The organism is Aquamicrobium sp. NLF2-7, from assembly GCF_022359935.1.
In the GTDB taxonomy this organism is placed as follows: Bacteria; Pseudomonadota; Alphaproteobacteria; order Rhizobiales; family Rhizobiaceae; genus Mesorhizobium; species Mesorhizobium lusatiense.
On record NZ_JAKSED010000001.1, the window covers coordinates 2,459,129 to 2,482,962 of the forward strand.

Consider the following 23,834-nt stretch of genomic DNA (forward strand, 5'->3'; position numbering starts at 1 on the left):
TCATGTCGAACCTTGCCGCTTCCGCCCCCGTTGCCGCCGCTGCGCAAAAACCCTTTCTGAACCGCCTCGCATCCGGCATTAGCAGCCGGCTCGTGATCATCGTGCCTTATGCTTGGCTGCTGTTCTTCTTCCTCGTTCCCTTCGTCATCGTCTTCAAGATCTCGCTGTCCCAGAGCGCCATTTCGATGCCGCCCTATGCGCCGTCCATCGATTTCAGCGAGGGGATTGCGGGCCTGTGGGCCGCTTTGAAGGAACTCAGCTTCGACAATTATGTCTGGCTGACGGAAGACCCGCTCTACTTCAACGCCTATATTTCCAGCGTGATGATTGCCGGCGTGTCCACGCTGCTGACGCTGCTGGTCGGCTATCCGATCGCTTATGGCATGGCGCGCGCGCCGGCATCGCTCCGCCCCACGCTGCTGATGCTGGTCATCCTGCCGTTCTGGACCTCGTTCCTGATCCGCGTCTACGCCTGGATCGGCATTCTCAAGCCGGAAGGGCTGCTCAACCAGTTCCTGATGAGCATCGGCGTCATTTCCACGCCGCTGGTGATCATGAACACCTATACGGCGATCTATATCGGCATCGTCTATTCCTACCTGCCCTTCATGGTGCTGCCGCTCTATTCGTCGCTGGAGAAGATGGACAACTCGCTGATCGAGGCGGCGCAGGACCTTGGCTGCCCGCCGATCAGCGCCTTCTGGAAGATCACCTTCCCGCTGTCGCTGCCGGGCGTCATCGCCGGCTGCCTGCTGGTGTTCATCCCGGCCGTCGGCGAGTTTGTCATCCCCGACCTGCTCGGCGGCTCGCAGACGCTGATGATCGGCCGCACGCTGTGGAACGAGTTCTTCGCCAACCGCGACTGGCCGGTGGCCTCGGCGGTGGCCATCATCCTGCTTCTGGTGCTGGTCATCCCGATCGTCCTCTTCCAGCACGCGCAGGCCCGCGCCCAGGAACAGGATCGCTGACATGAACGCCACCTGGAGCCGCTTCAACATCGTCTCGATCGTGCTGGGCTTTGCCTTTCTCTATCTGCCGATCGTGCTTCTCGTCGTCTTCTCCTTCAACGCCTCGCGCCTCGTCACGGTCTGGGGCGGGTTCTCGACGCAATGGTATGTGTCGCTGTTCCGCAATCAGGGCCTGATGGATGCCGCGTGGGTGACGATCCGCGTGGCGCTGGTCTCGGCCTCCGCCGCCACCGTGCTCGGCACCATGGCGGCACTGGTGCTGACCCGCTACACGCGCTTCCGGGGCAGGGTGCTGTTCACCGGCATGGTGTTCGCGCCACTGGTCATGCCGGAAGTCATCACCGGCCTGTCGCTGCTGCTCCTGTTCGTGGCCATCGGCCTCGATCGCGGTTTTCTCACCGTCACGCTCGCCCACATCACCTTTTCCATGTGCTTCGTGGCCGTGGTGGTGCAGTCGCGGCTGATCTCGTTCGATCGCTCGCTGGAAGAGGCGGCGATGGATCTGGGCGCGCCGCCGGTGAAAACCTTTTTCCAGATCACCCTGCCGGTGATCGCACCCGCCATCATCTCGGGCTGGATGCTGGCCTTCACCCTGTCCCTCGACGATCTGGTCATCGCCAGCTTCGCCTCCGGGCCGGGTGCTACGACGCTGCCGATGAAAATCTACAGCCAGGTGCGGCTTGGCGTGACGCCGGAGATCAACGCGGCGTGCACCATCCTGATCGCCATCGTCTCGGTCGGCGTCATCGCCGCCTCGATCGTCAACAAGCGCCGCGAGGTGCAGCGCCGGCGTGACGAGCAGGCGGCCATGCGGCTCGACTGAGCGGACCTGAAACGAAACGGACGCCGATGGTTTTTCCCGGCGCCCGTTTTTTATGCCTGTCCCCGCTTTTTCAGCGGGGCGCTGCTTTAGGGTCGAGACTCAATTTGTCCACCAAGTGATTGCGGCGGCGAGGCAGACGGCGGACATGGAGATGTCTGCGCGTTTGTCGTAGCGTGTGGCGATTCTGCGGAAGTCTTTGAGCCGACAGAACATGCGCTCGATGAGGTTTCGGCCGCGATAGGCATCGCGGTCGTAGGCGTGTGGGTTCTTGCGCGTGGGATTGGGCGGGATGACGGGTGTTCAGTCCCGGCATCTGGTGGATCGGGTTTAGGATGAATCGATCTGGCTCTGAAGTCCAGATTTTACAGATGTATTCATAGGGAGTGAGGCCGCCGAGGGTCTTGAGCCTGCGCGCAAAGTTATAGGCCGCCATGAAGTCGGCGAGGTGCGTTCGTAGCTGGTCGTGGCTGTCGTAATGGAAGCGTTTGACGGTGGCCTCCTTGATCGTGCGGTTCATCCGCTCGACCTGGCCATTGGTCCAAGGGTGATTGGGTTTGGTCAGCCTGTGCTCGATCCCGTTTGCCTCGCAGATCATGTCGAAGCGCATCGGACGGGAGGTGATGGTGTTCCGGTTCCGAGGCTGTTCTGCGAACTGGATGCCGTTGTCCGTGAGGACGGTGTGGACCTGATAAGGCACGGCCTCGAGCATGTGCTGAAGGAACTCCCAGGCCGTCTTCCTGTCGGCTTTGTCGACGAGCTGGGTTACGGCGAACTTGCTTGTGCGGTCGATGCCGACGAATAGGTAGAGCTTTCCTTCAGCGGTCTGCACCTCAGCAATATCGATGTGGAAGAAGCCGATAGGATAGCGCTTGAACTTCGACCGTTTCGGTTTGTCACCGCCCACGTCGGGCAGTCGAGAGATGCCGTGGCGCTGAAGGCACCGATGCAGCGCCGAGCGTGTCAGGTGCGGGATGGACGGCTGCAAGGCATAAAGGCAGTCGTCCAGCGGCAGCAACGTATGGCGTCGAAACGCGACGACGGCCGCCTCTTCGGCCTCCGTCAGGATCGTCGAACGCGGCACCGATGGCCCGGTCTTCATATCCTCGACCGTCGCGCGCTTGCGCCACTTCGCAACCGTTTTGGGATTGATGCCCAGCTCTCTGCTCAGCTGCGCGAGCGAAGCTTGCGATCGCTGTATTGCTGCTCGGACAGCGTGCGTAGTCGTGGCGCTGCCATGATGAATTTGTCCCATAGGGCTTCCTTCCATTCCAAAGAAAGGATCGCACCATTAAACCATGGGATCAAACACCTAATCCGGTCGGATCAGGCGCTGACCTGCGCGATCCAGTCGTTGAGATTGTAGTAGTTGGAGATGCGCGCGACCTTGCCGTCGCGGATCTCGAAGAAGGCGCCGGCGGGCAGCACGTATTTCTGGCCTTTGGCCTCCGGCAGGCCTTCGTCGGTCGCCAGATATTCGCCGTTGACGGTGAATTCGGCGGCACCGCGCGTGCCGTCGGCGCTTTCCATGATGACGATGTCGGTGAGCCGCTCGCGGTAGCTGCGGTTCATCTTGTCCATGAAGCCCCGGAAAATGTCCTTGCCGGTCTGGCGTTCGCCCTGATTGATGTCATGCGCCACGTCATCCGTCAGCAGGCCAAGGAAGGCATCCATGTCCTGACGATTGAAGGCGTCGTAATAGGCGGAAATGATGTCTTTGGCGCTCATGATCTCTCCCTGTTCGCAAACGCAATGGCCAATTCCGGTTTCAAGCCCTATAGCAGCTTGTCAGGCTTTTGAAGTCCGGGAGGGGTCTGGAAGCGACAATGCATATCGTGGTTCGGCAAGGGCCGGAGATCGGCCCCCATATTGATGATCTGGCGCGGTTGCGGATCGAGGTGTTCCGGGCTTTTCCCTATCTCTATGAAGGGTCTCTGGACTACGAGCAGAATTATCTCGCCACCTATGCCAACTCGCCCGAAAGCCTGTTCGTGCTGGCCTTCGACGGAGAGAGCGTCGTCGGCGTCTCGACCGGAATGCCCATGGATCATGAGACCGAGGCGTTCAGGAAGCCCTTTGTCGAGGGTGGCTGGGACCCCTCGCGCATCTTCTATTTCGCTGAATCCGTGCTGCTCTCCTCCTATCGCGGACAGGGCATCGGCGTACGCTTCTTCGAGGAGCGGGAGGCCTATGCCCGCAGCCTTGGCCGGTTCGCGCATTGCTGCTTCTGCGCGGTGGAGCGTCCTGCCGATCATCCGCTGCGCCCTGCCGGTTACGTTCCGCTCAACGGCTTCTGGAGCAAGCGCGGCTACGTGCATCAGCCGCAGCTTCGCACCGAATTCTCGTGGCGCGACATTGGCGAGCATGAGGAAAGCGCCAAGCCCATGTCGTTCTGGATGAAGGAACTGCGCTGATGGTGAAGTTTGCCTCCTGCCAATATGCCATCGAGCTGTTCGACGGCTGGGATGCCTACGCCATGCATCTGGAGCAACTGGCCGGTGAAGCGGTGGAAGCCGGAGCGCAATTGCTGCTGCTGCCCGAATATGCCGCCATGGCGCTGACCGGGCTGTTACCGGAAGAGGATCGCGGCGACCTGCACAAATCGATCGCCGCGATCCAGCCGTTCATTCCGCGCTGGATGGACCTGTGCGGCACGATCGCCCGCCGCCATGGCGTGTGGTTCTGCCCCGGTTCGGCTCCCGTTCTCGATCCGGACGGCAAATACCGCAACCGCGCCTTTCTGTTCGGGCCGCAGGGGCTTGCCGGCCATCAGGACAAGATCATCATGACGCGCTTCGAGCGCGAGCAATGGTTCATCGCCGCCGGCACCGAGGGTTTGCGCAGCTTCGACACGCCGCTGGGCAGGGTTGGCATCCTGATCTGCTACGACAATGAGTTTCCGATGCTGGCCCGCACGCTGGCGGAGGACGGGGTGGACCTGATCCTTGCGCCAAGCTGCACCGACACCGAGGCCGGCTATCATCGCGTACGCATCGGCGCGCAGGCGCGCGCACTGGAAAACCAGTTGGCCGTGCTGGTGTCGCCGACCGCCGGCTTCGCGCCATGGTCGCCGGCGGTGGACGAGAATTTCGGTCGCGCGGCACTCTATGTGCCGGCCGACTACGGCATGCCGCCGAGCGGGGTTTTTGCCGAAAGCGACGCCGTCGCCACGCAAACTAGCCAGTGGCTGATCGGCGAGATCGATCTGGAAAAGGTCGCCGCCATGCGGCGCGAGGGCCAGGTGGCGCTTTATCGCGACTGGCCGGAACAGTTCGGAGTGTAAAGCAATTCCGGCGGAGGTCCGAAGCGGTTTTCAATTCGGAAAAAGCAGAATGCTCCAGCCGTTCAGGCCAGCCTAGCTCAGCCCAGCTTGCCGGCAGCTTCCGCAAGCGCGTCGAAAGGCAGCATGATCGAGCCGTGGCGGGTCGGGAATGCCCGTGCCGCCGTGAACATGCCGAGTTCTGCCCAATGATCGGCAAAGACCACATCTTCGCCCGTCAGCAGGGCGGCGAGCTGTGCGCCCGCTTCTCCGATCTCGGCAAAACTTCGCCCCGGCGCCTTTGCAACCATGACCGCCGTCGAGGCCATGCCGAGCGTGCAGGCGCGGGCCCTATAGCCCAGCGCGTTCACGGTTCGTCCGTCATGGCGTATGTCGAGCGCGAGCGTGCTGCCGCACAGCGGGCTGGTGCGGCTGACGGTGAGGTCGGCTGGCACGAGGCGGGCATCGTTGCGCACCTTGCGCGCCCAGTCCCGCACCCGCGCCTGATAGAGGCTGTCGAGGTCGCCCTCCGTGGTCATTCCTCCACGTCGTTGTTCATCTGGCGGCCGAGCACGGCGAGGAACTGCAGCACGAAATGCAGGCCGCGGCGCACGTCCTCGTTACCGGCAGTGCGCAGGAGGCCGAACAGCGTCGGCACCGGCAGGGTAGCTGCCTGGTTCTGCGCATAGCGGGCGGCGTTGCCCAGCGCCCAGGCGGTGCCGATGGATTCCTCATAGGCCTTCATCAGCTTCTGGACCATGGCGTCGTCGAACATGTCGACGCCGTCGGAGGCCAGAGAGAGCAGGTCCACGACATTGTGGAAGCGGCGGCCCTGAATGAGCGGCGCGACCTTTTCCAGAAGCTCCTTCAGGCCGCGTTCCGTCGCCTCGTCCAGCAGCGGCGAAAGTGCGGCAGCGGTTTCCGGCAGCGTTGCGCCTGTGTCCGAACTGGATGTGTTCAAGGTGATGTCCTCCCCGGAGGCTGCATGTCTTTTCGTGATGTTCAGATAATGCCGCGCGCGACGGACCAGTAGATGCCGCGGTTGAAGGCCTTGCGCAGCAGCCCGCCCACTTTCGTCGGCGGGGTCGGGTGCACGTCCTCGTCATAGTCGTACCAGAGCGGCATCCCGGCCTCGAGACCCATCTGGGCCACCGCCTGCACCTTGCCGTCATAAACATCCACGGTGCGGCCGAGGCGCAGGTCGCCGGCGATGTTGTTGGCGATGATCGGGCACTGGTTGTGGCAGGAGCCGCCGGCCTTGGAGATCGGCAGGTCGACCGTATCACCCATCACATAGGCGTTGGGGAAGCCTTCGAGCTGAAGCGTCTGGCGGTTGGTGGGCAGCCAGCCTTCATTGTTGGCAGCCTGCGAAACGCCGCTTTCAAGCACGGCGTCGACGGCACGGATCGGTGGCGTGCACATGAGCAGGTCGAAGCCTTCCTCCTTGCCCTCCTCAGAGGTGGCGACCTTGCGTTCGGGGTCGACCGAGGCCAGCGTGAAGCCGCGCTGGTATTTGATGCCCTTGCTCTCGAAGATCGCCGGCATCACCTCGCACACCTCCTGCTGCAGGAACAGGCAGTTGCGCAGAAGCTGCGAAACGGTCGGATAGGTGTAGACGATCTCCACCTGGTCGCGCACGCCCTTACGGCGCAGATATTCGTCCAGCATCAGCGTGGTTTCCACCGGCGCGATGCCGCACTGATGCGGAACGTTCGGCGTTTTCGGGAAATTGACGGTGATGAAGATGCGGCCCTTTTCGAACTTCCGCAGTCTTTCGGCCATCTGAAGCGCGGGCTTCTGCTGATAGAAATAATCGCCGGCTTCCTTCAGGCCGGGAATGCGCTCCGGCGCAGGCAGGCAGCCGGTCGAAACGACGATGTAGTCGTAGCCGATGGTCTTGCCGCTTTGCGTCTTCACCTTGGAGCCGGCGAAGTCGAAGCTGGTGACCTTGTCGACGCGGAAATCGATTTCCGGGCGCAGCAGCGACTGCTGCTTGCGGCGCAGTTCGCCCTCGAAGAACATGTCGAAGGCGACATACATGAAGGCCGGCTTGTAATAGTGCCAGGGCGAATCCGAAAGCAGGGTGACTTTCACGGCGTCGCGCGCCACTTCAGGATAGAGCTTGGCCACGATGCTGTTGGCGGTCATCGTGCCGCCAATGCCGCCACCCACAACAAGTATGTGCTTGGTCAAGAAAGCCTCCCTCAGGCGGCCGCCTGCATGTCGGCGGCAACATGTCATGACCTCACGCTAGCATGGGAAATTAAGTGCCGGTTGCGGCAATGCTTCCAATCTGGAAGCATGCTGTTCCAGCGTATCATGCAGGAGGCGAGACGTGGACGATCAACACATCCGTGCCGTTGTGCAAACGCAGATCATCGAATGCCTGAACCGGTTCTACGCGATCGAGACGGGCATGTGGGGCGGGCCGCTCCATGCCCTGATCATCCGCACCGTGATCGCGGGTGAAAATCAGGGCCGGCTCTACGATATTTCAGCCATCGCCAATGTGCTGGACCTGCCCCTCACCACCGTACACCGTAAGGTGCGCGAACTGGAGGAAATGGGATTTCTCTACAGGCAGCGTGACGGCCGCTCGGCCTATCTGCGCCCCACGCAGCGCACCTGCGTGAAGCTGGACAAATCCTTCGAGGAGATGATCCGCGCGGTGCGGCTGCTCTACCGGATGCCCTCGCCGCAGACGTTTCTGAAATATGTGGTGGACGCCGGGCCGCACCCGGCATTGCGCTTCTATGGCGAAACGGACGACGAGGCTGCGCAGACGCACTGACCGGGCGGCCGGAGACGCAGCGCCGGCCTGATCGGTCAGACCGGCGCGATGACGATGTGCAGGATTTGCGCGGCTGTCTCCGTGCGATTGACGAAGCCTTCGCCTGCGTCGAGCGCGATTGCATCGAAACGCTCGATGGTCAGTTCCTCGCCATCGGCATCGATTCTGGCCGCGGTGTTGAAAACCGCCCAGCCCGCGCCGGTTGTGGTGAAACGCGCGCCCGGTTCGAGCGTCAGGCGCTGCATCTCATGCGTGCAGCGCCCACGCCGTGTCATGATGTTTAGGTCGATGGTCGGCCCGCCCGTGTTGCGGCTCGAAATCGTCCAGTCGCCCGGGAAGGCGAAGGGCGCACCGTCGGGCCGCAGTTCGACGGTTTTCCCCTCAGGCAGATCGAGCGCCAGCCCCGGACCGTCGAGCAGGGCGATGGTGCGGTCGATGCCGGCGAACACCGAAAAGGGTCCGTCGGCGCCGACATGGGCGATCGACAGCCGCCAGTCGAAGCTGTCGGTGTCGCTGCCCGCCGGGAAGGCCGCCACCTCTTCGGTGAGGCCCTGCCCGTTCTTCCATGCCATGCGCTTATGGTCGGCGCGGCGCGCGATCTTCATGGCCTGCCTCAGTTTCCGAGGATGCCCGGCAGGCGCAGGCCCTGCTGCTTTGCCCAGTCCAGCGCGATGTCGTAGCCGGCATCGGCGTGGCGCATGACACCGGTGGCCGGGTCGTTCCACAGCACGCGCTCGATGCGGCGGGCCGCATCATCGGTGCCGTCGCAGCAGATCACCATGCCGGAGTGCTGCGAGAAGCCCATGCCGACGCCGCCGCCATGGTGCAGCGACACCCAGGTCGCACCCGAGGCGGTGTTGAGGAGGGCGTTAAGCAGCGGCCAGTCGGACACGGCGTCCGAACCGTCCTTCATGGCTTCCGTCTCGCGGTTCGGCGAGGCGACCGAGCCGGAATCGAGGTGGTCGCGGCCGATGACGATCGGCGCCTTGAGTTCGCCGTTCTTCACCATCTCGTTGAAGGCGAGGCCGAGGCGGTGGCGGTCGCCGAGGCCGACCCAGCAGATGCGCGCCGGCAGGCCCTGGAACTCGATGCGCTCGCGCGCCATGTCCAGCCAGTTGTGCAGGTGGGCGTTGTCGGGGATCAGTTCCTTGACCTTGGCGTCGGTCTTGTAGATGTCCTCCGGATCGCCCGACAGCGCCGCCCAGCGGAACGGACCGACGCCCCGGCAGAACAGCGGGCGGATATAGGCCGGCACGAAACCGGGGAAGGCGAAGGCGTTTTCGAAGCCTTCTTCCAGCGCCATCTGACGGATGTTGTTGCCGTAGTCGACGGTGGGGATGCCCATGTCGTGGAAGGCAACCATCGCCTCGACCTGAATGCGCATCGAGGCGCGGGCGGCCTTCTCGACGGCTTTGGGGTCGCTCTCCTGCTTGGCGCGCCATTCGGCGACGGTCCAGCCGATGGGCAGGTAGCCGTGGACCGGATCGTGCGCCGAGGTCTGGTCGGTGACGATGTCGGGGCGGACGCCGCGCTTGACCAGCTCGGGGAACACCTCCGCCGCATTGCCGATCAGGGCGATGGACTTCGCCTCACCGGCCTTCGTCCATTCGTCGATCTTGGCCAGCGCCTCATCGAGGCTGTGGGTCTTTTCGTCGACATAGCGGGTGCGCAGGCGGAAGTCGGCGCGGGTTTCGTCGCATTCCACGGCAAGGCAGCAGGCGCCGGCCATCACGGCCGCCAGCGGCTGTGCGCCGCCCATGCCGCCGAGGCCGCCGGTGAGGATCCACTTGCCCTTGAGGTTGCCCTCATAGTGCTGGCGGCCGGCTTCCACGAAGGTTTCGTAGGTGCCCTGCACGATTCCCTGAGCGCCGATATAGATCCACGAACCGGCCGTCATCTGGCCGTACATGGCGAGGCCCTTCTTATCCAGCTCGTTGAAGTGGTCCCAGTTGGCCCAGTGCGGCACGAGGTTGGAGTTGGCGATCAGCACGCGCGGCGCGTCCTTGTGGGTGCGGAACACGCCGACCGGCTTGCCCGACTGCACCAGCAGCGTCTCGTCTTCATTCAGCGTCTTCAGCGTGGCGACGATGCGGTCGAAATCGGCCCAGGTGCGGGCGGCGCGGCCGATGCCGCCATAGACGACCAGCTCGTGCGGGCGCTCGGCCACGTCCGGGTCGAGGTTGTTCATGAGCATGCGCAGCGGCGCTTCGGTCAGCCAGCTTTTGGCGTTGAGCTCGTCGCCGCGCGGGGCGCGGACTTCGCGTTCGTTGTGACGGGGATTTGACATGGGTTAAGTTCCTCTCAGCGTTTAAGCCCGGACGCGATCTCTTCGATGCGTTCGAGAATGGCTTTCAAAGGCACGCGCAGGCGCGCGGCTTTCGTCTCGTCATAGTTGAAGGGCACCGCCTCGGTGGCGAGATGGGTGGATTGGGCAAGCTCCATCTGGATGGCGTGCACGCCCGTTTCCGGCCTGCCGTAGTGGCGTGTCGTCCAGCCGCCCTTGAAGCGGCCGTTCAGCACCGATGTGTAGCCTTCTGCCTTGCCGGTGATCTCAACGACAGCGGCTTCGATCGCGGGGTCGCAGGTCTTGCCCAGGAGGGTGCCGATGTTGAAATCCGGCAGCTTGCCCTCGAACAGGAAGGGAATATGCGAGCGGATGGAATGGCAGTCATAGAGGATCGCCACGCCATGGATCGCCTTCACCCGCTCGATCTCGGCGGCCAGCGCATCGTGGTAGGGCTTGTGGAAGCGCGCGATGCGGTCGGCCGTGTCGGCTTCGGTCGGGGCCTCGCCGTCCTTCCAGATCGAAACGCCGTCGAAATCGGTCTCCGGGATCAGCGACGTGGTGTTCTGGCCGGGATAGAGGCTGCTGCCAGCCGGATCGCGGTTGGCGTCGATGCAATAGCGATGGAAGGTGGCGCGCACCGTGGTCACGTTGTCGAGCAGCCCATCATAGAGCCGCTCGATGTGCCAGTCGGTGTCGGCCAGCTTGAGACCGTTGTCGTTCAGGCGCACCCGGATGTCGTCCGGCACGTCGGTGCCGGTGTGCGGCAGGCCCAGAATGACCGGCGAGGTGCCCTGACGGACTTCAAAGACGTCAGCCATCTCAACCCTCCAGAGCCGGCAGCAGGCCGGCCGAAACGCTGCCGGTCAGCGATCCGTCGGCGACCAGCTTTGCCGCGACGGCAAGATCAGGCGCCATGTAACGGTCGTTTTCCAGAGCCGGAACGGCAGCGCGCAGGCAGGCAATCGCCTTCTGAAGTTCGGGGCTGGTGGTCAGCGGTCCGCGCAGCTCCACGCCCTGCGTGCCGGCCAGCGCCTCGATGCCGATGATGTTGAACAGATTGTCGGTCATCTGCAGAAGGCGGCGCGCGCCGTGGCAGGCCATGGACACATGGTCTTCCTGATTGGCCGAGGTCGGCGTGGAATCCACCGAGGCCGGATGCGACATCTGCTTGTTCTCGCTCATCAGCGCCGCAGAGGTCACTTCGGCGATCATCAGGCCGGAGTTGAGGCCGGGATTACGGGCGAGGAAGGGCGGCAGGCCGTAGGAGAGGGCGGGATCGACCAAGAGTGCGATGCGGCGCTGGGCAATAGCGCCGATCTCGCACACGGCAAGCGCGATCTGGTCGGCGGCAAAGGCCACCGGCTCGGCGTGGAAGTTGCCGCCCGAGACGACGCTGTCGTCAGAAAGCACCAGCGGGTTATCGGTAACGGCGTTGGCCTCGATTTCCAGCGTGCGGCCGACCTGACGAAGCAGGTCGAGGCAGGCACCATCCACCTGCGGCTGGCAGCGGATGCAGTAAGGGTCCTGCACGCGCTCGTCGCCGTCGATATGGCTCTGGCGGATGGCGGATCCGTCGAGCAGGGCGCGCAAGGATGCTGCCGTATCGATCTGGCCCCTGTGGCCGCGCAGAGTGTGGATGTCGGCGGTAAAGGGCGCGGAGGAGCCCATGGCTGCGTCGGTCGAGAGCGCGCCGGTGATCAGTGCCGCCTGTGCGGCGCGGTGGGCGCGGAACAGGCCGGCCAGCGCCAGCGCGGTCGAGGCCTGCGTGCCGTTGATCAGCGCCAGACCTTCCTTGGCGGCGAGCACGACCGGGGTGAGGCCGGCGCGCTCAAGTGCGGCGCGGCCCGAAAGCTGCTCGCCCTGATAGAAGGCTTCGCCTTCGCCCATCATCACGGCGGCGAAATGGGCGAGCGGGGCAAGGTCGCCCGAAGCGCCGACCGAGCCCTTTTCGGGGATCAGCGGCACCACGCCCTTTTCCAGCATGCCTTCGATCAGGCGTACCAGCTCAAGCCGCACGCCCGAAGCGCCACGGCCCAGCGAAACCAGCTTGAGCGCCATGATCAGGCGCACGACATTTTCCGGCATGGGAGCGCCGACGCCGCAGCAATGCGACAGGATGAGGTTGCGCTGCAGGGTGGCGGTGTCGGCGGCGTCGATCTTGATCGAGGCCAGCTTGCCGAAGCCGGTGTTGACGCCATAGACCGGTTCGTTGCCGGCGGCGATGGCGGCGATGCGGGCCGCTGCCTTCTCGATGCGGGCATCGAAGCTGTGGTCGAGAACGGCATTCTCGCCATTCCAGTAGATCGCGGCCAGATCGGCCAGCGGCACGGAACCGGGATGAAGCGTGATGGTCATGCGTGGTTTCCTCCGGGAAGGGGTCAGATCGTGGCGTCGCGGCCGGCGCGGATGCGGGCATGCAGCGGGTTGAAGCCGATGCGGTAGACAAGCTCGGCCGGCTCGGCGATGTCCCAAATGGCAAGGTCGGCCTGCTTGCCGGCTTCCAGCGTGCCGATGGTGTCCAGCTTGCCCAGCGCACGCGCGGCCTCGCGGGTGATGCCGGCAATGCATTCTTCCACGGTCAGCGCAAACAGCGTCGCACCCATGTTCATGGTGAGCAGCAGCGAGGTCAGCGGCGAAGTGCCGGGATTGTTGTCGGTGGCGAGCGCGATGTGGGTGCCCTGCTTGCGGAACAGCTCGACCGGCGGCTTCTTCGTCTCGCGGATGAAGTAGAAGGCGCCGGGCAGAAGCACCGCGACCGTCCCCGCTTTCGCCATGGCGGCAGCACCCGCATCGTCCGTATATTCCAGATGGTCGGCCGAAAGCGCGCCATAGGAAGCGGCAAGGGCGGCGCCATGCAGGTTGGAGAGCTGGTCGGCATGCAGCTTGACCCGCAGGCCGAGCTTCTGTGCAGCATCGAACACCAGCCGCATGTCGTCGGGCGAGAAGGCGATGCCTTCGCAGAAGCCGTCGACGGCATCGACAAGGCCCGCGGCATGTGCGGCTTCCAGCCCCGGCAGCACGACCTCGCGCAGGAAGTCGCCGTTGCGGCCCTTGTACTCGGCGGGCGTCGCATGGGCGCCGAGATAAGTTGTGACGATGTCCACGTCGCGCTTGCCGGCGAGTGCGCGCGCGGCGCGCAGCATCTTCAGTTCATCGGCGATGGTGAGGCCGTAGCCGGACTTGATTTCGATCGTGGTGGCGCCTTCGGCCAGCAGCGCGTCGAGACGCGGCAGGCTCTCAGCGATCAGCGTGTCCTCGTCGGCGGCGCGCACATTGGTGACGGAGGAAACGATGCCGCCGCCGCCCCGCGCGATCTCTTCATAGGAAGCGCCTGCCAGCCGCATCTCGAACTCGCGCGCCCGGTTGCCGGCATGGACGATATGGGTGTGGCAGTCGATCAGGCCGGGCGTGATCCAGCGGCCGTCACAATCAATGGTCCCGGCGCCGGACAGCTCGGTGGAAGGCAGGTCGGCGGCAGGGCCGGCAAACAGGATGCGGCCGTCGCGAACGGCGATCGCGCCATTGTCAACGATACCGAGCCCCGACCGGGCGGGATCGAGTGTCGCCAGCCGCGCATTGGTCCAGATGCGGTCGCCTTTTGCCATTGGTGATCTCCTCGACAAGCAAGTTGCGTCAGGTTCGCCTTGCTGTTATGTATATACTTAATCCGCATCGGCGCAAGCCAAAAAATGTTGCTTACTTTGACCCGGGAGGTCCTTCATGACAGTCATTCACGCCGAGAATGCCCTTCTGGCGGACGGGCTGGCGCGCGATGTGCGCATCACCTTCTCCGATGCCGGCATCGGACGTGTGGAAACGGGCGTGCCGGCGCAGGCCGGTGACGAGCGCCACCGCTTCGTGGTTCCGGCCATGCCCAATCTGCACAGCCACGCTTTTCAGCGGGCCATGGCGGGTCTGGCCGAGACGCGCGGACCGGGTGCGGACTCGTTCTGGAGCTGGCGCACGGAAATGTACCGCGCTGCCTTGTCCATGACGCCGGAGCAGGTCGAGGCGGTCGCGGCTCAGCTCTATGTCGAGATGCTGGAGGCGGGCTTCTGCCGGGTCGGCGAGTTCCACTATCTGCATCACGACAAGGACGGGTCGCATTATGCCGATCCGGCCGAGATGGCCGCGCGTATCGGTGCGGCCAGCGCGGAAACCGGCATCGCGCTCACCCTGCTGCCGGTCTTCTATGCCCATTCCGGCTTCGGCGGAGCCGCTCCCATTGAGGGGCAGCGCCGCTTCATCCATGATGTCGATGCCTTCGCCCGCCTGATGCAGCGTTCTGAGGAAATCGTGGCAGGCCTGCCGGGTGCCGTGTTCGGCATCGCCCCGCACAGCCTGCGCGCCGCCACGCCGGAAGAGCTTCAGCAGGTCATTTCCTTCGCAAAGGGCGGGCCGGTCCACATCCATGTCGCCGAGCAGGTGAAGGAGGTCGAGGATTGCCTTGCATGGTCGGGTAAGCGTCCGGTGGAGTGGCTGCTCGACAGCATGGATATGGACGAGCGCTGGTGCCTGATCCACGCCACCCACATGACCGCTGACGAAACCGCGCGCATGGCGAAAAGCGGCGCGGTCGCGGGTCTTTGCCCGATCACCGAGGCCAATCTGGGCGACGGCGTGTTCGAGGCCCCCGACTTCCTCGCCGCCGGCGGGCGCTTCGGCATCGGCTCGGACAGCAACATCCTGATCTCGCTGGAAGAAGAGCTGCGCACGCTGGAATATTCGCAGCGCCTCCTGCGCCGCTCGCGCAATGTGGTGGCCGACCCCGGTCAGTCCACCGGCCTGAACCTGTACGCACGGGCGCTGAAGGGCGGTGCGCAGGCACTCGGCACCACCAGCGGCATCGAGGCAGGCCGTCCGGCCGATCTTCTCGCGCTCGATCTTTCGGCCACGCAATATCTGCCGGCGGAAAAGGTGCTCGACCATTTCGTCTTCGCCCGTGGCATCGGCGTCGACAGCGTCTGGGTCGGTGGGACGAAGCAGGTCGAGGGCGGCCGCCATCGCAGGCGCGATGCGATTGCAGCGCGCTTCGCCAAGGTGATGGCCGAGCTGTCTACCTGATTGTTGCGGAAAAAGGATTCCGATGAGCCTGTCGATACGATAGGGAAGCTCAGGCAGCGGCAAGAGCGAAGGCGACGTGGCAAACGGTAACGGCAAGGATGCGACCCTCCACCAGACGATCCTGAACGAGATCGAGGGCCGCATCGTGTCCGGCGAATGGCCGCCGGGCTTCCGCCTGCCGTTCGAGGTCGATCTGGCCGAACATTACGGCTGTTCGCGCATGACCGTGAACAAGGTCATGACCCAGCTTGCCAAGGCCGGGCTGATCGAGCGCCATCGCAAGGCCGGCAGCTTCGTCACCATGCCGCGCGCCCAGTCGGCCGTCCTGGAGCTTCATGACATCGAGGCGGAAGTCCGCTCGCTCGGCCTGCCCTACAGCTACACGCTCATCTCCAGAAAGCAGCGCCGCTCCAACGCGGAAGACAAGCGCCTGATGGAACTGGCAGAGCCCACCCCGATGATCGACCTGCTCGCCGTGCACTTCGCCGGCGGCAAGCCGTTCTGCGTGGAAGAGCGCCGCATCAATGCCGGCGTCGTGCCGGAGGCGACGGAAACCGATTTCACGATCAATGCGCCGGGCGGCTGGCTGATCGCGCAGGTGCCGTGGAGCGCAGCCGAAAACCGCATATCGGCGGTGGCCGCGACCTCAGAGATCGGCCGCCTGCTCAACCGCCCGAAGGACACCCCCTGCCTCGTGGTCGAGCGCCGCACCTGGAGCCATGCGGGGCCGGTCACCTTCGTGCGGCTGACCTATCCGGGCGACAACCACACGCTCGTCGCCCGTTTCGCGCCCGCCTCCTGATCTCCGTTCAGACAGGCACCACCGTCTGGGGCGGCAAGTGCAGATAGCGGGCTACCTTGCGCTTGGCGGCGATGTCGTTCCACACCAGCCACACCTGTTCCTCCGTCAGCGACACGGCTTTCGCAACGTCTGCGGCGGGAACGCCGTGGTTCAGCCCGTAGAGGCAAAGGTCCATGCGGTCATAGGGCAGGGCGAAATAGAATTCCTCCTGCGTCTGCGCCAGCGAATAGGTGTCGGTGGTCGGCGGGCGGCGGCGCACCTCTTCCGGCACGCCCAGATATTCGGCGAGCTGATAGACCTGGCTCTTGTAGAGATGGGCGATCGGCTTCACGTCGGCGGCGCCGTCGCCATTCTTGACGAAGAAACCCTGATCGTATTCCAGAAGGTTCGGCGTGCCGATGACGGCATAGTTCAGCCGGTCGGCATGGTAATATTCGAACTGCTTGCGGGTGCGCTGCTTCATGTTGGTGGCGGCGACGATGCCGAGATAGGCCTGCGCCGGCAGGCGGTGCTTGCGGATTTCGCCCTGCGGGGTCTGCACCACCAGCGAGGAAATGTTGAAGCCGGAGGTGGTGAGCGCGTTGGCGAACACGATCTTGTTGCTCCAGCCCGGCCCGTATTCGGGCTCCACCTCGCGGATGAAGGCGTCGCGGCGCTCGTAGCAGCCCATCGCGGCCAGCGTCGGCCCGATGTCTTCGACGGTTCCCGCAAGGCCGAACGTGTCGGCGACGAGGCGGCCGAGGCGCAGGCTTTCGGGATCGGAATCATGCTCGGGCATGAACAGGCAGAAGGCGTTTTTCGGGCCTACGGCGCGCGCGGCAAGTGCGGCGCAGACGCTGGAATCGATACCCCCCGAGAGCCCCAGAACCAGTCCGCGCCGCCGAACCGCCGTGCGCAGTTGCATGCGCAAAGCCTCGACGATACGCGCGGTTTCGGCTTCCGGATCGATGTCCAGCGTGCGCGCGGAAAAGGATTTGGTGTCGGACATTCTCAGTCTCCGGTTTTCGCAGCCGCGCCGGTGGCGGGCGCGAGGATTGGGGCATCTGTTTCGATGAGCAGCCGGCGGGCGATCTTGCCGCTGGCGGTCTTGGGCAATTCGTCCCGGAACCCGATCGTCCGGGGCACCATGTAGTCGGGCAGCATGCGGGCGCAGTGGCGCAACAGGTCGCGTTCGGCAAGGGCAGGGTCGCAGGCGACGACGGCGGCACGCAGCAATGTGCCCTGAACGGGGTCCGCCACGCCCCAGACGACCGCCTCGACCACGCCGGGGCAGGTGCAAAGAGCCGCCTCCACCTCGCGCGGGGCAACCTTCTCGCCGCGAACCTTCAGCATGTCGTCCTTGCGGCCGACGAAATAGAGGAAGCCGTCCGCATCGGTGCGGAACAGGTCGCCCGTATGGAGCTGCGGCAGACCGGTTTGCGGGTCCGGCCGGAGCACGGCTTCGGTGGCAGCCGGGTTTTCCCAGTAGCCGCGCATCAGATGCGGGCCGCGCACGACCAGTTCGCCGACAGTGCCGGGTTCAGCCTCGCGTCCCTGCGGGTCGACGACCACGGCTTCGGTGCCCGGTATGGCCTTGCCGACCGAACCTTGGCGGCGCTCCAGTTCCTCCGGCTCAAGATAAGCAGCCCGCGCGCATTCGGTCAGCCCGTACATGCAGTAGAGCTCAGCGTGCGGGAAGAGCTTGCGCAGGCCCTCGACATGGGCAGGCGGCAGGGGCGCCGCCGCATTGGTGAGATAGCGCAGCGAAGGCAGCGCCTGCGGGCCGAGGTCGTTCATCGACAGCAGCATGGCGGCGATGGTAGGCACCAGCGGCAGGCCGGTCACGCCTTCGGCGCGCGCCTTGTCCAGCACTGCCTGCGGAAACGCGAAATTGCGCTCCAGCACCAGCCGCGCGCCGGTGCGAACGCAGACTAGAAGCTGATAGAGCCCATAGGTGAAGGCAAGCGGCAGCGCGCACAGAACCACGTTGTCGGCGCTGTTGCGCAGATAGAGCGCGATCGAGGCCGACACCGCATCCATGGCGCGATGCGTCATCATCACGCCCTTGGGGCGGCCGGTGGAGCCCGATGTGTAGAGGATCATGGCGAGGTCGTCGTCGTCGCCGGGATCAGCAAGCGGCGCATGCTCTGCGTCCGACACTGCTGTGTCGAATGCGACAACGCCTTGCGGTAGGGCGGCCAGCGCGCGCGTCGAAATCAGCAGCGGCCGCGTGTCCAGCTCGGCGGCGGCCTCCTCGCAGGCGCGCAGGAACTTTGCCTGCGTCAGGATTGCGATGGGGCGGGCGTCGCGCAGGATGAAGGCGATGCCATCGGCCCTGAGCTGCGGGTTTACGGGGCAGAAGATCGCACCGGCCTTGAGCACCGCGAAGATCGAGACGGCGGCTTCCGGGACGTTCTCCATCAGCACGGCAATGCGGTCGCCGCGTTTCGCGCCATGTGCAATCAGCGCGGCGGCGAGACGGTCGGAGGCGGCATCGAGCGCGCCATAGCTCAGGCATGTGTCGCCGGCCGTGATCGCGATCCTGTCGGGATCGGCCGCAGCACTTTGCCTGAGGAAGGTCTCGACGCGCACGGGGTCAGCTCAGTTCACGGGTTCGCGCTTGCGCTCGATGAAGGAAACGATGCGCGCCACCGAGTCCAGATTGGCCGGCACGATGTCGGCATCCGCCATGGCGATGCCGTAGCGCTCCTCGATGAAGGACACCAGTTCCAGCACGCCGGTGGAGTCCATGACGTCGTTTTCGATCAGCGACTGGTCGTCGGCGAGCGGTGCGCTGTGGTCGCCGAACAGAAAATTGTCGACCACGAACGTGCGGATCTGGCTGTAGATGGTTTCTGACATGGAATTCTGGCCTTTCATGAACGATCACGCGCCAGAGGGCGCTGGTTTCGGGAGGTCTTTCGACAATAGCTGGGTCGAGAGAATGCCGACGAAGGCGGCATTGTCGCGGAATCCGGAAAGTCCGCTGCGCCGGCTCTTTTCAAGAAGCTTCGCGGTCGTGGCCGGATTGAAGAGGCCAGTGGCCGATATCGCCACGGGAGAAAGCAGGTCCACCGCATAGTTCGCTTCCCGGAAGGAGGCGCTGTCCGGCGCCCGGTAGGGCTGCTTCGGCCGGTTGGCGATGGTGGGCGGCAGCAGGCCTGCGGCAGCCTCGCGCAGGATGTGCTTCTCACGCAGGCCGTTGAGCTTGGCCTCGGGTGGCAGCCGGCTGGCGAATTCCACCATGCGGTGATCGAGGAAGGGAAAGCGCCCTTCGACGCCATGCGCCATGGTCATACGGTCGCCCTGGCTGGACAATATGTAGCCGGGCAGCAGGAAGCGCGTTTCCAGATATTGCGCCTGATGCAGCGGATGCCAGCGCCTGAAGTCGTCGGGCAAAAGGCTCGCCAGTTCGCCGGCGGCATCGTATCCGGCGAGCGTCGAGCGCAGCTCCGGCGAAAAGAACATCCTGGCGCCCGCCGTGGTGCGAAAGCGGGGCCGATGCGAGAACAGCGGGTCTTCCGGTGAATCCACGCCCACACCGAAAAAGGCGGCCAGATATTCGGGCGACTGCTGCTGCAGGGAGGGCAGGTAGGGATAGATCCTGCGGAACAGATGCGGTCGTGTTCTGGATTCGGGCTGGCGTCCACAGAAGCGGCGGATGCGCGCCTCGCGGAAAATATCATAGCCGGCAAATATTTCGTCCGCGCCCTCCCCGGAGAGAACGACTTTCACCGATTGTTCCCGCACCGATCGGGCGAGCCGGTAAAGGGGAGCCGGTGCGGTGCGCAGCACGCTGCGTTCGCAATGGCGGATGACGGCGGGGAACATGCCGGCGATATCGCCGGCCCGGCAGGCGACGGCATGGTGGGTCACGCCGAGTGCCTGCGCCATGGTCTGCTGCCACGCGCTTTCGTCGAATTCGGGATCGTCGAAGGTGACGCCGAAGCTGCGCAGCCGCCCCGGAGCCAGCCGCGCGGCAAGCGCCGTGATGACGGAGGAATCGAGACCGCCCGACAGAAGCGAACCCACTTCGACATCGGCGCGCAGGCGTATGCGGGTTGCATCCTCCAGAAGCGTACGAAGCTCTTCGGCCAGTGCTGCATGTGAACGGTTGTCCCCGTCACCGGCGTCGGGAAAGGAAAGCGCCCAGTAGGGACGAAGCTCGGCCCTGCCTTCCTCCACGATCATCAGATGCGCGGGCGGAAGCTCAGAAATGCCTTTGAAGGCGGTGCGCGGTGCGATCGGCGCCCACAGCGTGAAGATCTGGTCGAGCGCCACAGGGTCGATCTCCGGCGCGATGCCCGGCACCGCGAACAGGGCTTTCGCCTCCGAGGCAAAATAGAACCGGCCTTCGTGCATGGTGTGGAACAGTGGCCGCACACCCATGCGGTCGCGCGCCAGAAACAGGCGGCGGCGCGCCCCGTCCCATATGGCGAAGGCAAAATCGCCGTTGATATGGCTCACGCACTCTGCGCCGAATTCCTCGTAAAGCCGCAGCAGCACTTCCGTGTCGCTGGATGTGCGGAAACGGCGCCCGCGCACCTCCAGCATGGAGCGCAGCTCCACATGGTTGAAGATCTCGCCATTGTAGGTGACGCGGACGGTGCCGTCGTCATTGGCCATCGGCTGCGCGCCGTCTTCCGACAGGTCGATGATGGCGAGACGGCGGTGACCTAACCCCGCCTCGCTTTCGACATGGATTCCCTGCCCGTCCGGGCCGCGATGGGCGATTGCCGCGCACATGCGCTGCAACAGCGCCTGCGCTTCGCCAGCCGGCAGATGGCCGTGATAGCCGGCTATCCCGCACATGATCGGCTCCCGGCAATATGCCACGGCACGGCCTTGCCCGGCCTGACGCCTGTGGCGGGCAGGCAGGTTGTCAGCGTTGCGCTGTCCCATGGCGATGGCCGGACGTGGCTTGCCAAATCATTCCCCGATGAACTTTCCGTTACCGGCCAAATTAGGCTGCGATTCCTAACAACCCCTCAAGCGCGGCCCCCGCGAGGTTGCATCCCGCAGATAGCCTTAAGGTGGGCTTAAGGCAGGGCGGTTTCATCCGCCGCCCAGGCAATGATGAAGAGGAACTCCGGACCTTGGGTGATCAAAGCAGAATTCCGGCCGCCGTCACGCGCCGTGTGTTTGTTATCGGAGTTGGCGCGGTAACGCTTGCCGGTTGCACGTCGACCCGGCCTCCTAAAAAAATAGTGCCGAATTTGGCTCCTGCTCCGCCGAAAGCTGTCAGGCCGCCGATCTACGATGCGTTGCCGTACGAGCAGTTTCCCGTGCCGGCCGTCAACATTGCCAAACTTGACGAACGGTTCTGGCGCACGGAGATAGATTATGAGACGCCCGAGAAACCGGGCACGCTGATCGTCGATACGCCCGGCAAATATCTCTACCATGTAAAGTCCGGCGGGCGCGCCACCCGCTACGGCATCGGCGTCGGACGCGATGGCTTCTCATGGGCAGGGCGCGCAATCATGGCTTACAGGCGCGAATGGCCGCGCTGGACACCGCCCGACGAGATGGTGGCGCGCCAGCCGGAACTCGAACCCTACAGCATCGCCAATGGCGGCATGCCGCCGGGCCTGCGCAATCCGCTCGGTGCGAGGGCGCTCTATATTCACAAGGACGGCAAGGACACGCTCTACCGCATTCACGGTTCGCCGGAGGAATGGTCAATCGGCAAGGAAGTGTCGTCCGGCTGCATCCGGCTGGTCAATCAGGACATCATCCACCTTCACGACAATGTCAGGGACGGCAGCCCGATCGTGGTGATCCCCGATCCTTCCAAGAGGCACCTCCTCGCCGTGTAACCCATTTGCCGTCGCAAGATGACGGCTGCCATGGGCTCAGTTCGGGGCCGAGCCGGAAATCGGCGATATGAAAGGCGCGCTCCAGCTTCCTCCGACGAAGAACCATGTCTGGTTCGTGGGCGGAGCGGGCGTCTCGCCGTTCTCACCATTGGATGCGGGCGGTGGCTGCTGGCTGGAAATGCCACCCGTCAGGGCAAGGCCACGTCCGGCATAGGGCATGATGCCGGTCAGCCACAGGCGCGAATTGCCGCGGTTGGCCTGCGCTTTTTCGATGCGCACCACACCCTTGGCGACATTGGCCTTGAATTCTGCGCCGTCGATCGGCACGCTGCCATTGGCGACCTCGTCGAGCGGGAAAAAGCCGCCTTCGGCATTGCGTTTCACGAAAGCCGCCAGATCGAGGCTGGAAAGCGAGCCGGGTCCGAAGGTGGCGGAGATGGAGCCGTCGGCATTCTCCATGATGGAATTCCAGCCCTTGCCCGGTCCCTTCAGGATGACGGAAATGTTGCCCTTTCCCGTCGGCATCAGGCGCGTCATGCCCACGGCTTCGCCGAACGCAGCGCCATTGATATCCGATGCCAGCAGTCTCATCTCGGCCTGGGTGCCGCCGGGGGTGCGGTCGAAGCGGATGCCGGTCTGGATGTTGCCGCCGAAGGCGCTGGCGTCGGAAACGTCGAACACCGAAAGGCCATCCCTTACCTGAGCCGTTGCTGCCAGCGAATTCAGCGGAATGGGCCCCGCCGTGGCCTTGGCCGCCGAAAGGCGCAGGTCCAGATTGATGAAGCCGGCGAGCGTCGCGTCGATGTCGTCGGCACCGGGGCTGGCCGGTGCCGCCAGCGGCGTGAACGCCGACACGAAGGGCCCGAGATCCAGCGTCTCGAAGGCCAGCGTGCCCGAAAGGGTCGGCTGGCCGTGTTCGCCAAAGGCAAGGTCGAGCACGCCTGTGCCGGGGTTCTTGCCCAGCGTGATCTGGGTGTTGTCGAGTTTCACGCGCTCCGCATCGCCCGAAACATGGCTCGAAACCGACATCGCCGCGATGGTGGTGGCGCTCGCCATCCGCATGCCTGTCCATTCCATGACACGGCGTATGGAGGGCGACTGGAACTTGACATCGCCATCGATGAAAGGATTGGCGGCGAGCCCGGCCTTGCCTTCAAACGACAGGTTTGCCGGTGCCGATTTGACGGAGAAGCTGATCGGCGCGGAACTGCCGGCCGCCAGCGCCAGAGGTTTTTGCGTGGCGGCCTCGACGGTGACGTTTTCGCCGCGCCAGATCGCCGAGGCTGAAAAGGAAGCCGCTGCACCGGGAGCGGGCCAGTTGGCTTTCGCGCTGACGCCGCTGAGAACCTCGCTGTCCTTGCCGTTGATGGCGGTGACGATGCGCCCGTCGCGGATTTCGATATTGCCGAGCGCGCCTCCCGGAACGAGCTTCGGATCAGGTTCCGCCGCGCCGGATCTGACCATGCCGCGCGCCAGTTCGATGGAATAGCCGATGCTGCCGCTTTCCGGCAGGGAAGGCAGATAGAGCCCGGATGCCGTGCGCTCCACCCTGACCGTGGGGCGCACAAGCCGGGTGGATGAAAACGACACCTCGCCGCGCAGTGCGGCCATGGCGGCCAGACCGACCTCCACCCGCTCCGCATAGATGACGGGGGTATGCTCCGGGTCGCTCCATCGTGACATGGAGACTTCCGTCAGCACGGCGCTCAGTTGCGGCCAGACCTCGACCTGTGGGGAGCCGGAGATGGTGACGCGGTAACCGGTCCAGCGGCTCATTTCCCATGCGATGCGATCGCGAACGATGCGGTTGGATGCGACATAGGGCAGGGCAGCCACCATCAGCGCCGCGGCAACCGCAGCGATGCCGACGACCCATAAGCCACGCCGGATCCAGCTCGACGTCATCTCGCCCTTTCCGCGTCATGTCAGGTGGGCGCAAGGTGTAACCAGTGGATGACGCTTTTCAAGTCTTTATGGCTTGCTGATGGCCTGTTGCCCACATCCGGCCGTCAAACCTGAGAGCTTCACCGGAGGGGTCTGGCGCC

Annotated in this window: 22 protein-coding genes and 2 pseudogenes; 8 read left to right on the plus strand and 16 right to left on the minus strand. The window is 64.4% G+C overall.

Features of this window, described 5'->3' with window-relative positions; genetic code table 11:
• Positions 1–2 precede the first annotated feature (2 nt).
• Together MIC97_RS12110 and MIC97_RS12115 are read left to right on the plus strand one after the other, a co-directional pair.
• A complete protein-coding gene (locus MIC97_RS12110) occupies positions 3–968 on the plus strand; it encodes an ABC transporter permease subunit (protein WP_239800226.1) in 966 nt (321 codons plus the stop codon).
• A gap of 1 nt (position 969) precedes the next feature.
• On the plus strand, positions 970–1,791 hold the full coding sequence (locus MIC97_RS12115; RefSeq protein WP_239800227.1) for an ABC transporter permease subunit: 822 nt from the start codon (positions 970–972) through the stop codon (positions 1,789–1,791).
• Positions 1,792–1,890: 99 nt separating this feature from the next.
• Here the strand turns inward: MIC97_RS12115 and MIC97_RS12120 are convergent.
• The 3 genes and pseudogenes from MIC97_RS12120 to MIC97_RS12130 all read right to left on the minus strand — a co-directional run.
• A pseudogene (locus MIC97_RS12120) lies at positions 1,891–2,043 on the minus strand (transposase); the annotation flags it as partial.
• 46 nt (positions 2,044–2,089) lie between these two features.
• A pseudogene (locus MIC97_RS12125) lies at positions 2,090–3,043 on the minus strand (IS481 family transposase); the annotation flags it as partial.
• Between the two features lie 71 nt (positions 3,044–3,114).
• Positions 3,115–3,516, minus strand: a complete 402-nt coding sequence (locus MIC97_RS12130; protein ID WP_239800228.1) for a ketosteroid isomerase-related protein — start codon at positions 3,514–3,516, stop codon at positions 3,115–3,117.
• Positions 3,517–3,614: 98 nt separating this feature from the next.
• Between MIC97_RS12130 and MIC97_RS12135 the strand changes: the two genes are divergently transcribed.
• Both MIC97_RS12135 and MIC97_RS12140 read left to right on the plus strand, forming a co-directional pair.
• Entirely contained in the window at positions 3,615–4,202 is a 588-nt protein-coding gene (locus MIC97_RS12135) for a GNAT family N-acetyltransferase (RefSeq protein WP_239800229.1), read from the plus strand.
• Entirely contained in the window at positions 4,202–5,071 is an 870-nt protein-coding gene (locus tag MIC97_RS12140; protein ID WP_239800230.1) for a carbon-nitrogen hydrolase family protein, read from the plus strand. The genes MIC97_RS12135 and MIC97_RS12140 overlap by 1 nt, the downstream gene beginning before the upstream one ends.
• A gap of 77 nt (positions 5,072–5,148) precedes the next feature.
• Here MIC97_RS12140 and MIC97_RS12145 read toward each other — a convergent pair whose 3' ends face one another.
• Genes MIC97_RS12145 through MIC97_RS12155 form a run of 3 tightly spaced genes read right to left on the minus strand, consistent with a single transcriptional unit; the run spans position 5,149 to position 7,240 of the window.
• Complete coding sequence (locus tag MIC97_RS12145; RefSeq protein WP_239800231.1) at positions 5,149–5,586, minus strand: iron-sulfur cluster assembly scaffold protein; 438 nt, start codon at positions 5,584–5,586, stop codon at positions 5,149–5,151.
• On the minus strand, positions 5,583–6,008 hold the full coding sequence (locus MIC97_RS12150) for a DUF1641 domain-containing protein (RefSeq protein ID WP_239800232.1): 426 nt from the start codon (positions 6,006–6,008) through the stop codon (positions 5,583–5,585). Before MIC97_RS12150 ends, MIC97_RS12145 begins: the two co-directional genes overlap by 4 nt.
• Positions 6,009–6,049: 41 nt before the next feature.
• The gene (locus MIC97_RS12155; RefSeq protein ID WP_239800233.1) at positions 6,050–7,240 is read right to left on the minus strand and encodes an FAD/NAD(P)-binding oxidoreductase; all 1,191 of its coding nucleotides are present in this window, start codon (positions 7,238–7,240) and stop codon (positions 6,050–6,052) included.
• 142 nt (positions 7,241–7,382) lie between these two features.
• Between MIC97_RS12155 and MIC97_RS12160 the strand changes: the two genes are divergently transcribed.
• Positions 7,383–7,838 carry a helix-turn-helix domain-containing protein gene (locus tag MIC97_RS12160; protein ID WP_239800234.1) on the plus strand — a complete coding sequence of 152 codons (456 nt, stop codon included), beginning with the start codon at positions 7,383–7,385 and terminating at the stop codon, positions 7,836–7,838.
• Positions 7,839–7,873: 35 nt separating this feature from the next.
• On the opposite strand, the gene MIC97_RS12165 is transcribed toward MIC97_RS12160, so the two are convergent.
• Genes MIC97_RS12165 through hutI form a run of 5 tightly spaced genes read right to left on the minus strand, consistent with a single transcriptional unit; the run spans position 7,874 to position 13,730 of the window.
• Positions 7,874–8,443, minus strand: a complete 570-nt coding sequence (locus MIC97_RS12165) for a HutD family protein (protein ID WP_239800235.1) — start codon at positions 8,441–8,443, stop codon at positions 7,874–7,876.
• Positions 8,444–8,451: 8 nt separating this feature from the next.
• The gene (hutU, locus tag MIC97_RS12170) at positions 8,452–10,125 is read right to left on the minus strand and encodes a urocanate hydratase (protein ID WP_239800236.1); all 1,674 of its coding nucleotides are present in this window, start codon (positions 10,123–10,125) and stop codon (positions 8,452–8,454) included.
• 14 nt (positions 10,126–10,139) lie between these two features.
• Positions 10,140–10,943, minus strand: coding sequence for an N-formylglutamate deformylase (hutG, locus tag MIC97_RS12175; RefSeq protein WP_239800237.1), 804 nt, complete (start codon positions 10,941–10,943; stop codon positions 10,140–10,142).
• 1 nt (position 10,944) lies between these two features.
• Entirely contained in the window at positions 10,945–12,480 is a 1,536-nt protein-coding gene (gene hutH, locus MIC97_RS12180) for a histidine ammonia-lyase (protein ID WP_239800238.1), read from the minus strand.
• A 23-nt stretch (positions 12,481–12,503) separates the two neighbouring features.
• Positions 12,504–13,730, minus strand: coding sequence for an imidazolonepropionase (gene hutI / locus MIC97_RS12185; protein WP_239800239.1), 1,227 nt, complete (start codon positions 13,728–13,730; stop codon positions 12,504–12,506).
• A gap of 115 nt (positions 13,731–13,845) precedes the next feature.
• Here hutI and MIC97_RS12190 point away from each other — a divergent pair, with 115 nt between their 5' ends.
• Complete coding sequence (locus tag MIC97_RS12190) at positions 13,846–15,189, plus strand: formimidoylglutamate deiminase (RefSeq protein ID WP_239800240.1); 1,344 nt, start codon at positions 13,846–13,848, stop codon at positions 15,187–15,189.
• 76 nt (positions 15,190–15,265) lie between these two features.
• Complete coding sequence (gene hutC, locus MIC97_RS12195; protein ID WP_239800241.1) at positions 15,266–15,991, plus strand: histidine utilization repressor; 726 nt, start codon at positions 15,266–15,268, stop codon at positions 15,989–15,991.
• A 7-nt stretch (positions 15,992–15,998) separates the two neighbouring features.
• On the opposite strand, the gene nadE is transcribed toward hutC, so the two are convergent.
• From nadE to asnB, 4 genes are read right to left on the minus strand one after another with little or no spacing between them, the layout of a single operon-like run.
• Positions 15,999–16,979, minus strand: coding sequence for an NAD(+) synthase (nadE, locus tag MIC97_RS12200; RefSeq protein ID WP_239800242.1), 981 nt, complete (start codon positions 16,977–16,979; stop codon positions 15,999–16,001).
• Positions 16,980–16,981: 2 nt separating this feature from the next.
• Positions 16,982–18,562, minus strand: coding sequence for a class I adenylate-forming enzyme family protein (locus MIC97_RS12205; protein WP_239800243.1), 1,581 nt, complete (start codon positions 18,560–18,562; stop codon positions 16,982–16,984).
• A gap of 9 nt (positions 18,563–18,571) precedes the next feature.
• Complete coding sequence (locus tag MIC97_RS12210) at positions 18,572–18,832, minus strand: acyl carrier protein (protein WP_239800244.1); 261 nt, start codon at positions 18,830–18,832, stop codon at positions 18,572–18,574.
• Between the two features lie 24 nt (positions 18,833–18,856).
• Positions 18,857–20,782, minus strand: coding sequence for an asparagine synthase (glutamine-hydrolyzing) (gene asnB / locus MIC97_RS12215; RefSeq protein WP_239801119.1), 1,926 nt, complete (start codon positions 20,780–20,782; stop codon positions 18,857–18,859).
• A gap of 284 nt (positions 20,783–21,066) precedes the next feature.
• On the opposite strand from asnB, the gene MIC97_RS12220 reads away from it, so the two are divergent.
• Positions 21,067–21,789: a L,D-transpeptidase gene (locus MIC97_RS12220; protein WP_239800245.1), complete on the plus strand. Its 723-nt coding sequence runs from the start codon at positions 21,067–21,069 to the stop codon at positions 21,787–21,789.
• Between the two features lie 36 nt (positions 21,790–21,825).
• On the opposite strand, the gene MIC97_RS12225 is transcribed toward MIC97_RS12220, so the two are convergent.
• On the minus strand, positions 21,826–23,694 hold the full coding sequence (locus MIC97_RS12225; RefSeq protein WP_239800246.1) for an AsmA family protein: 1,869 nt from the start codon (positions 23,692–23,694) through the stop codon (positions 21,826–21,828).
• Positions 23,695–23,834: the final 140 nt, after the last annotated feature.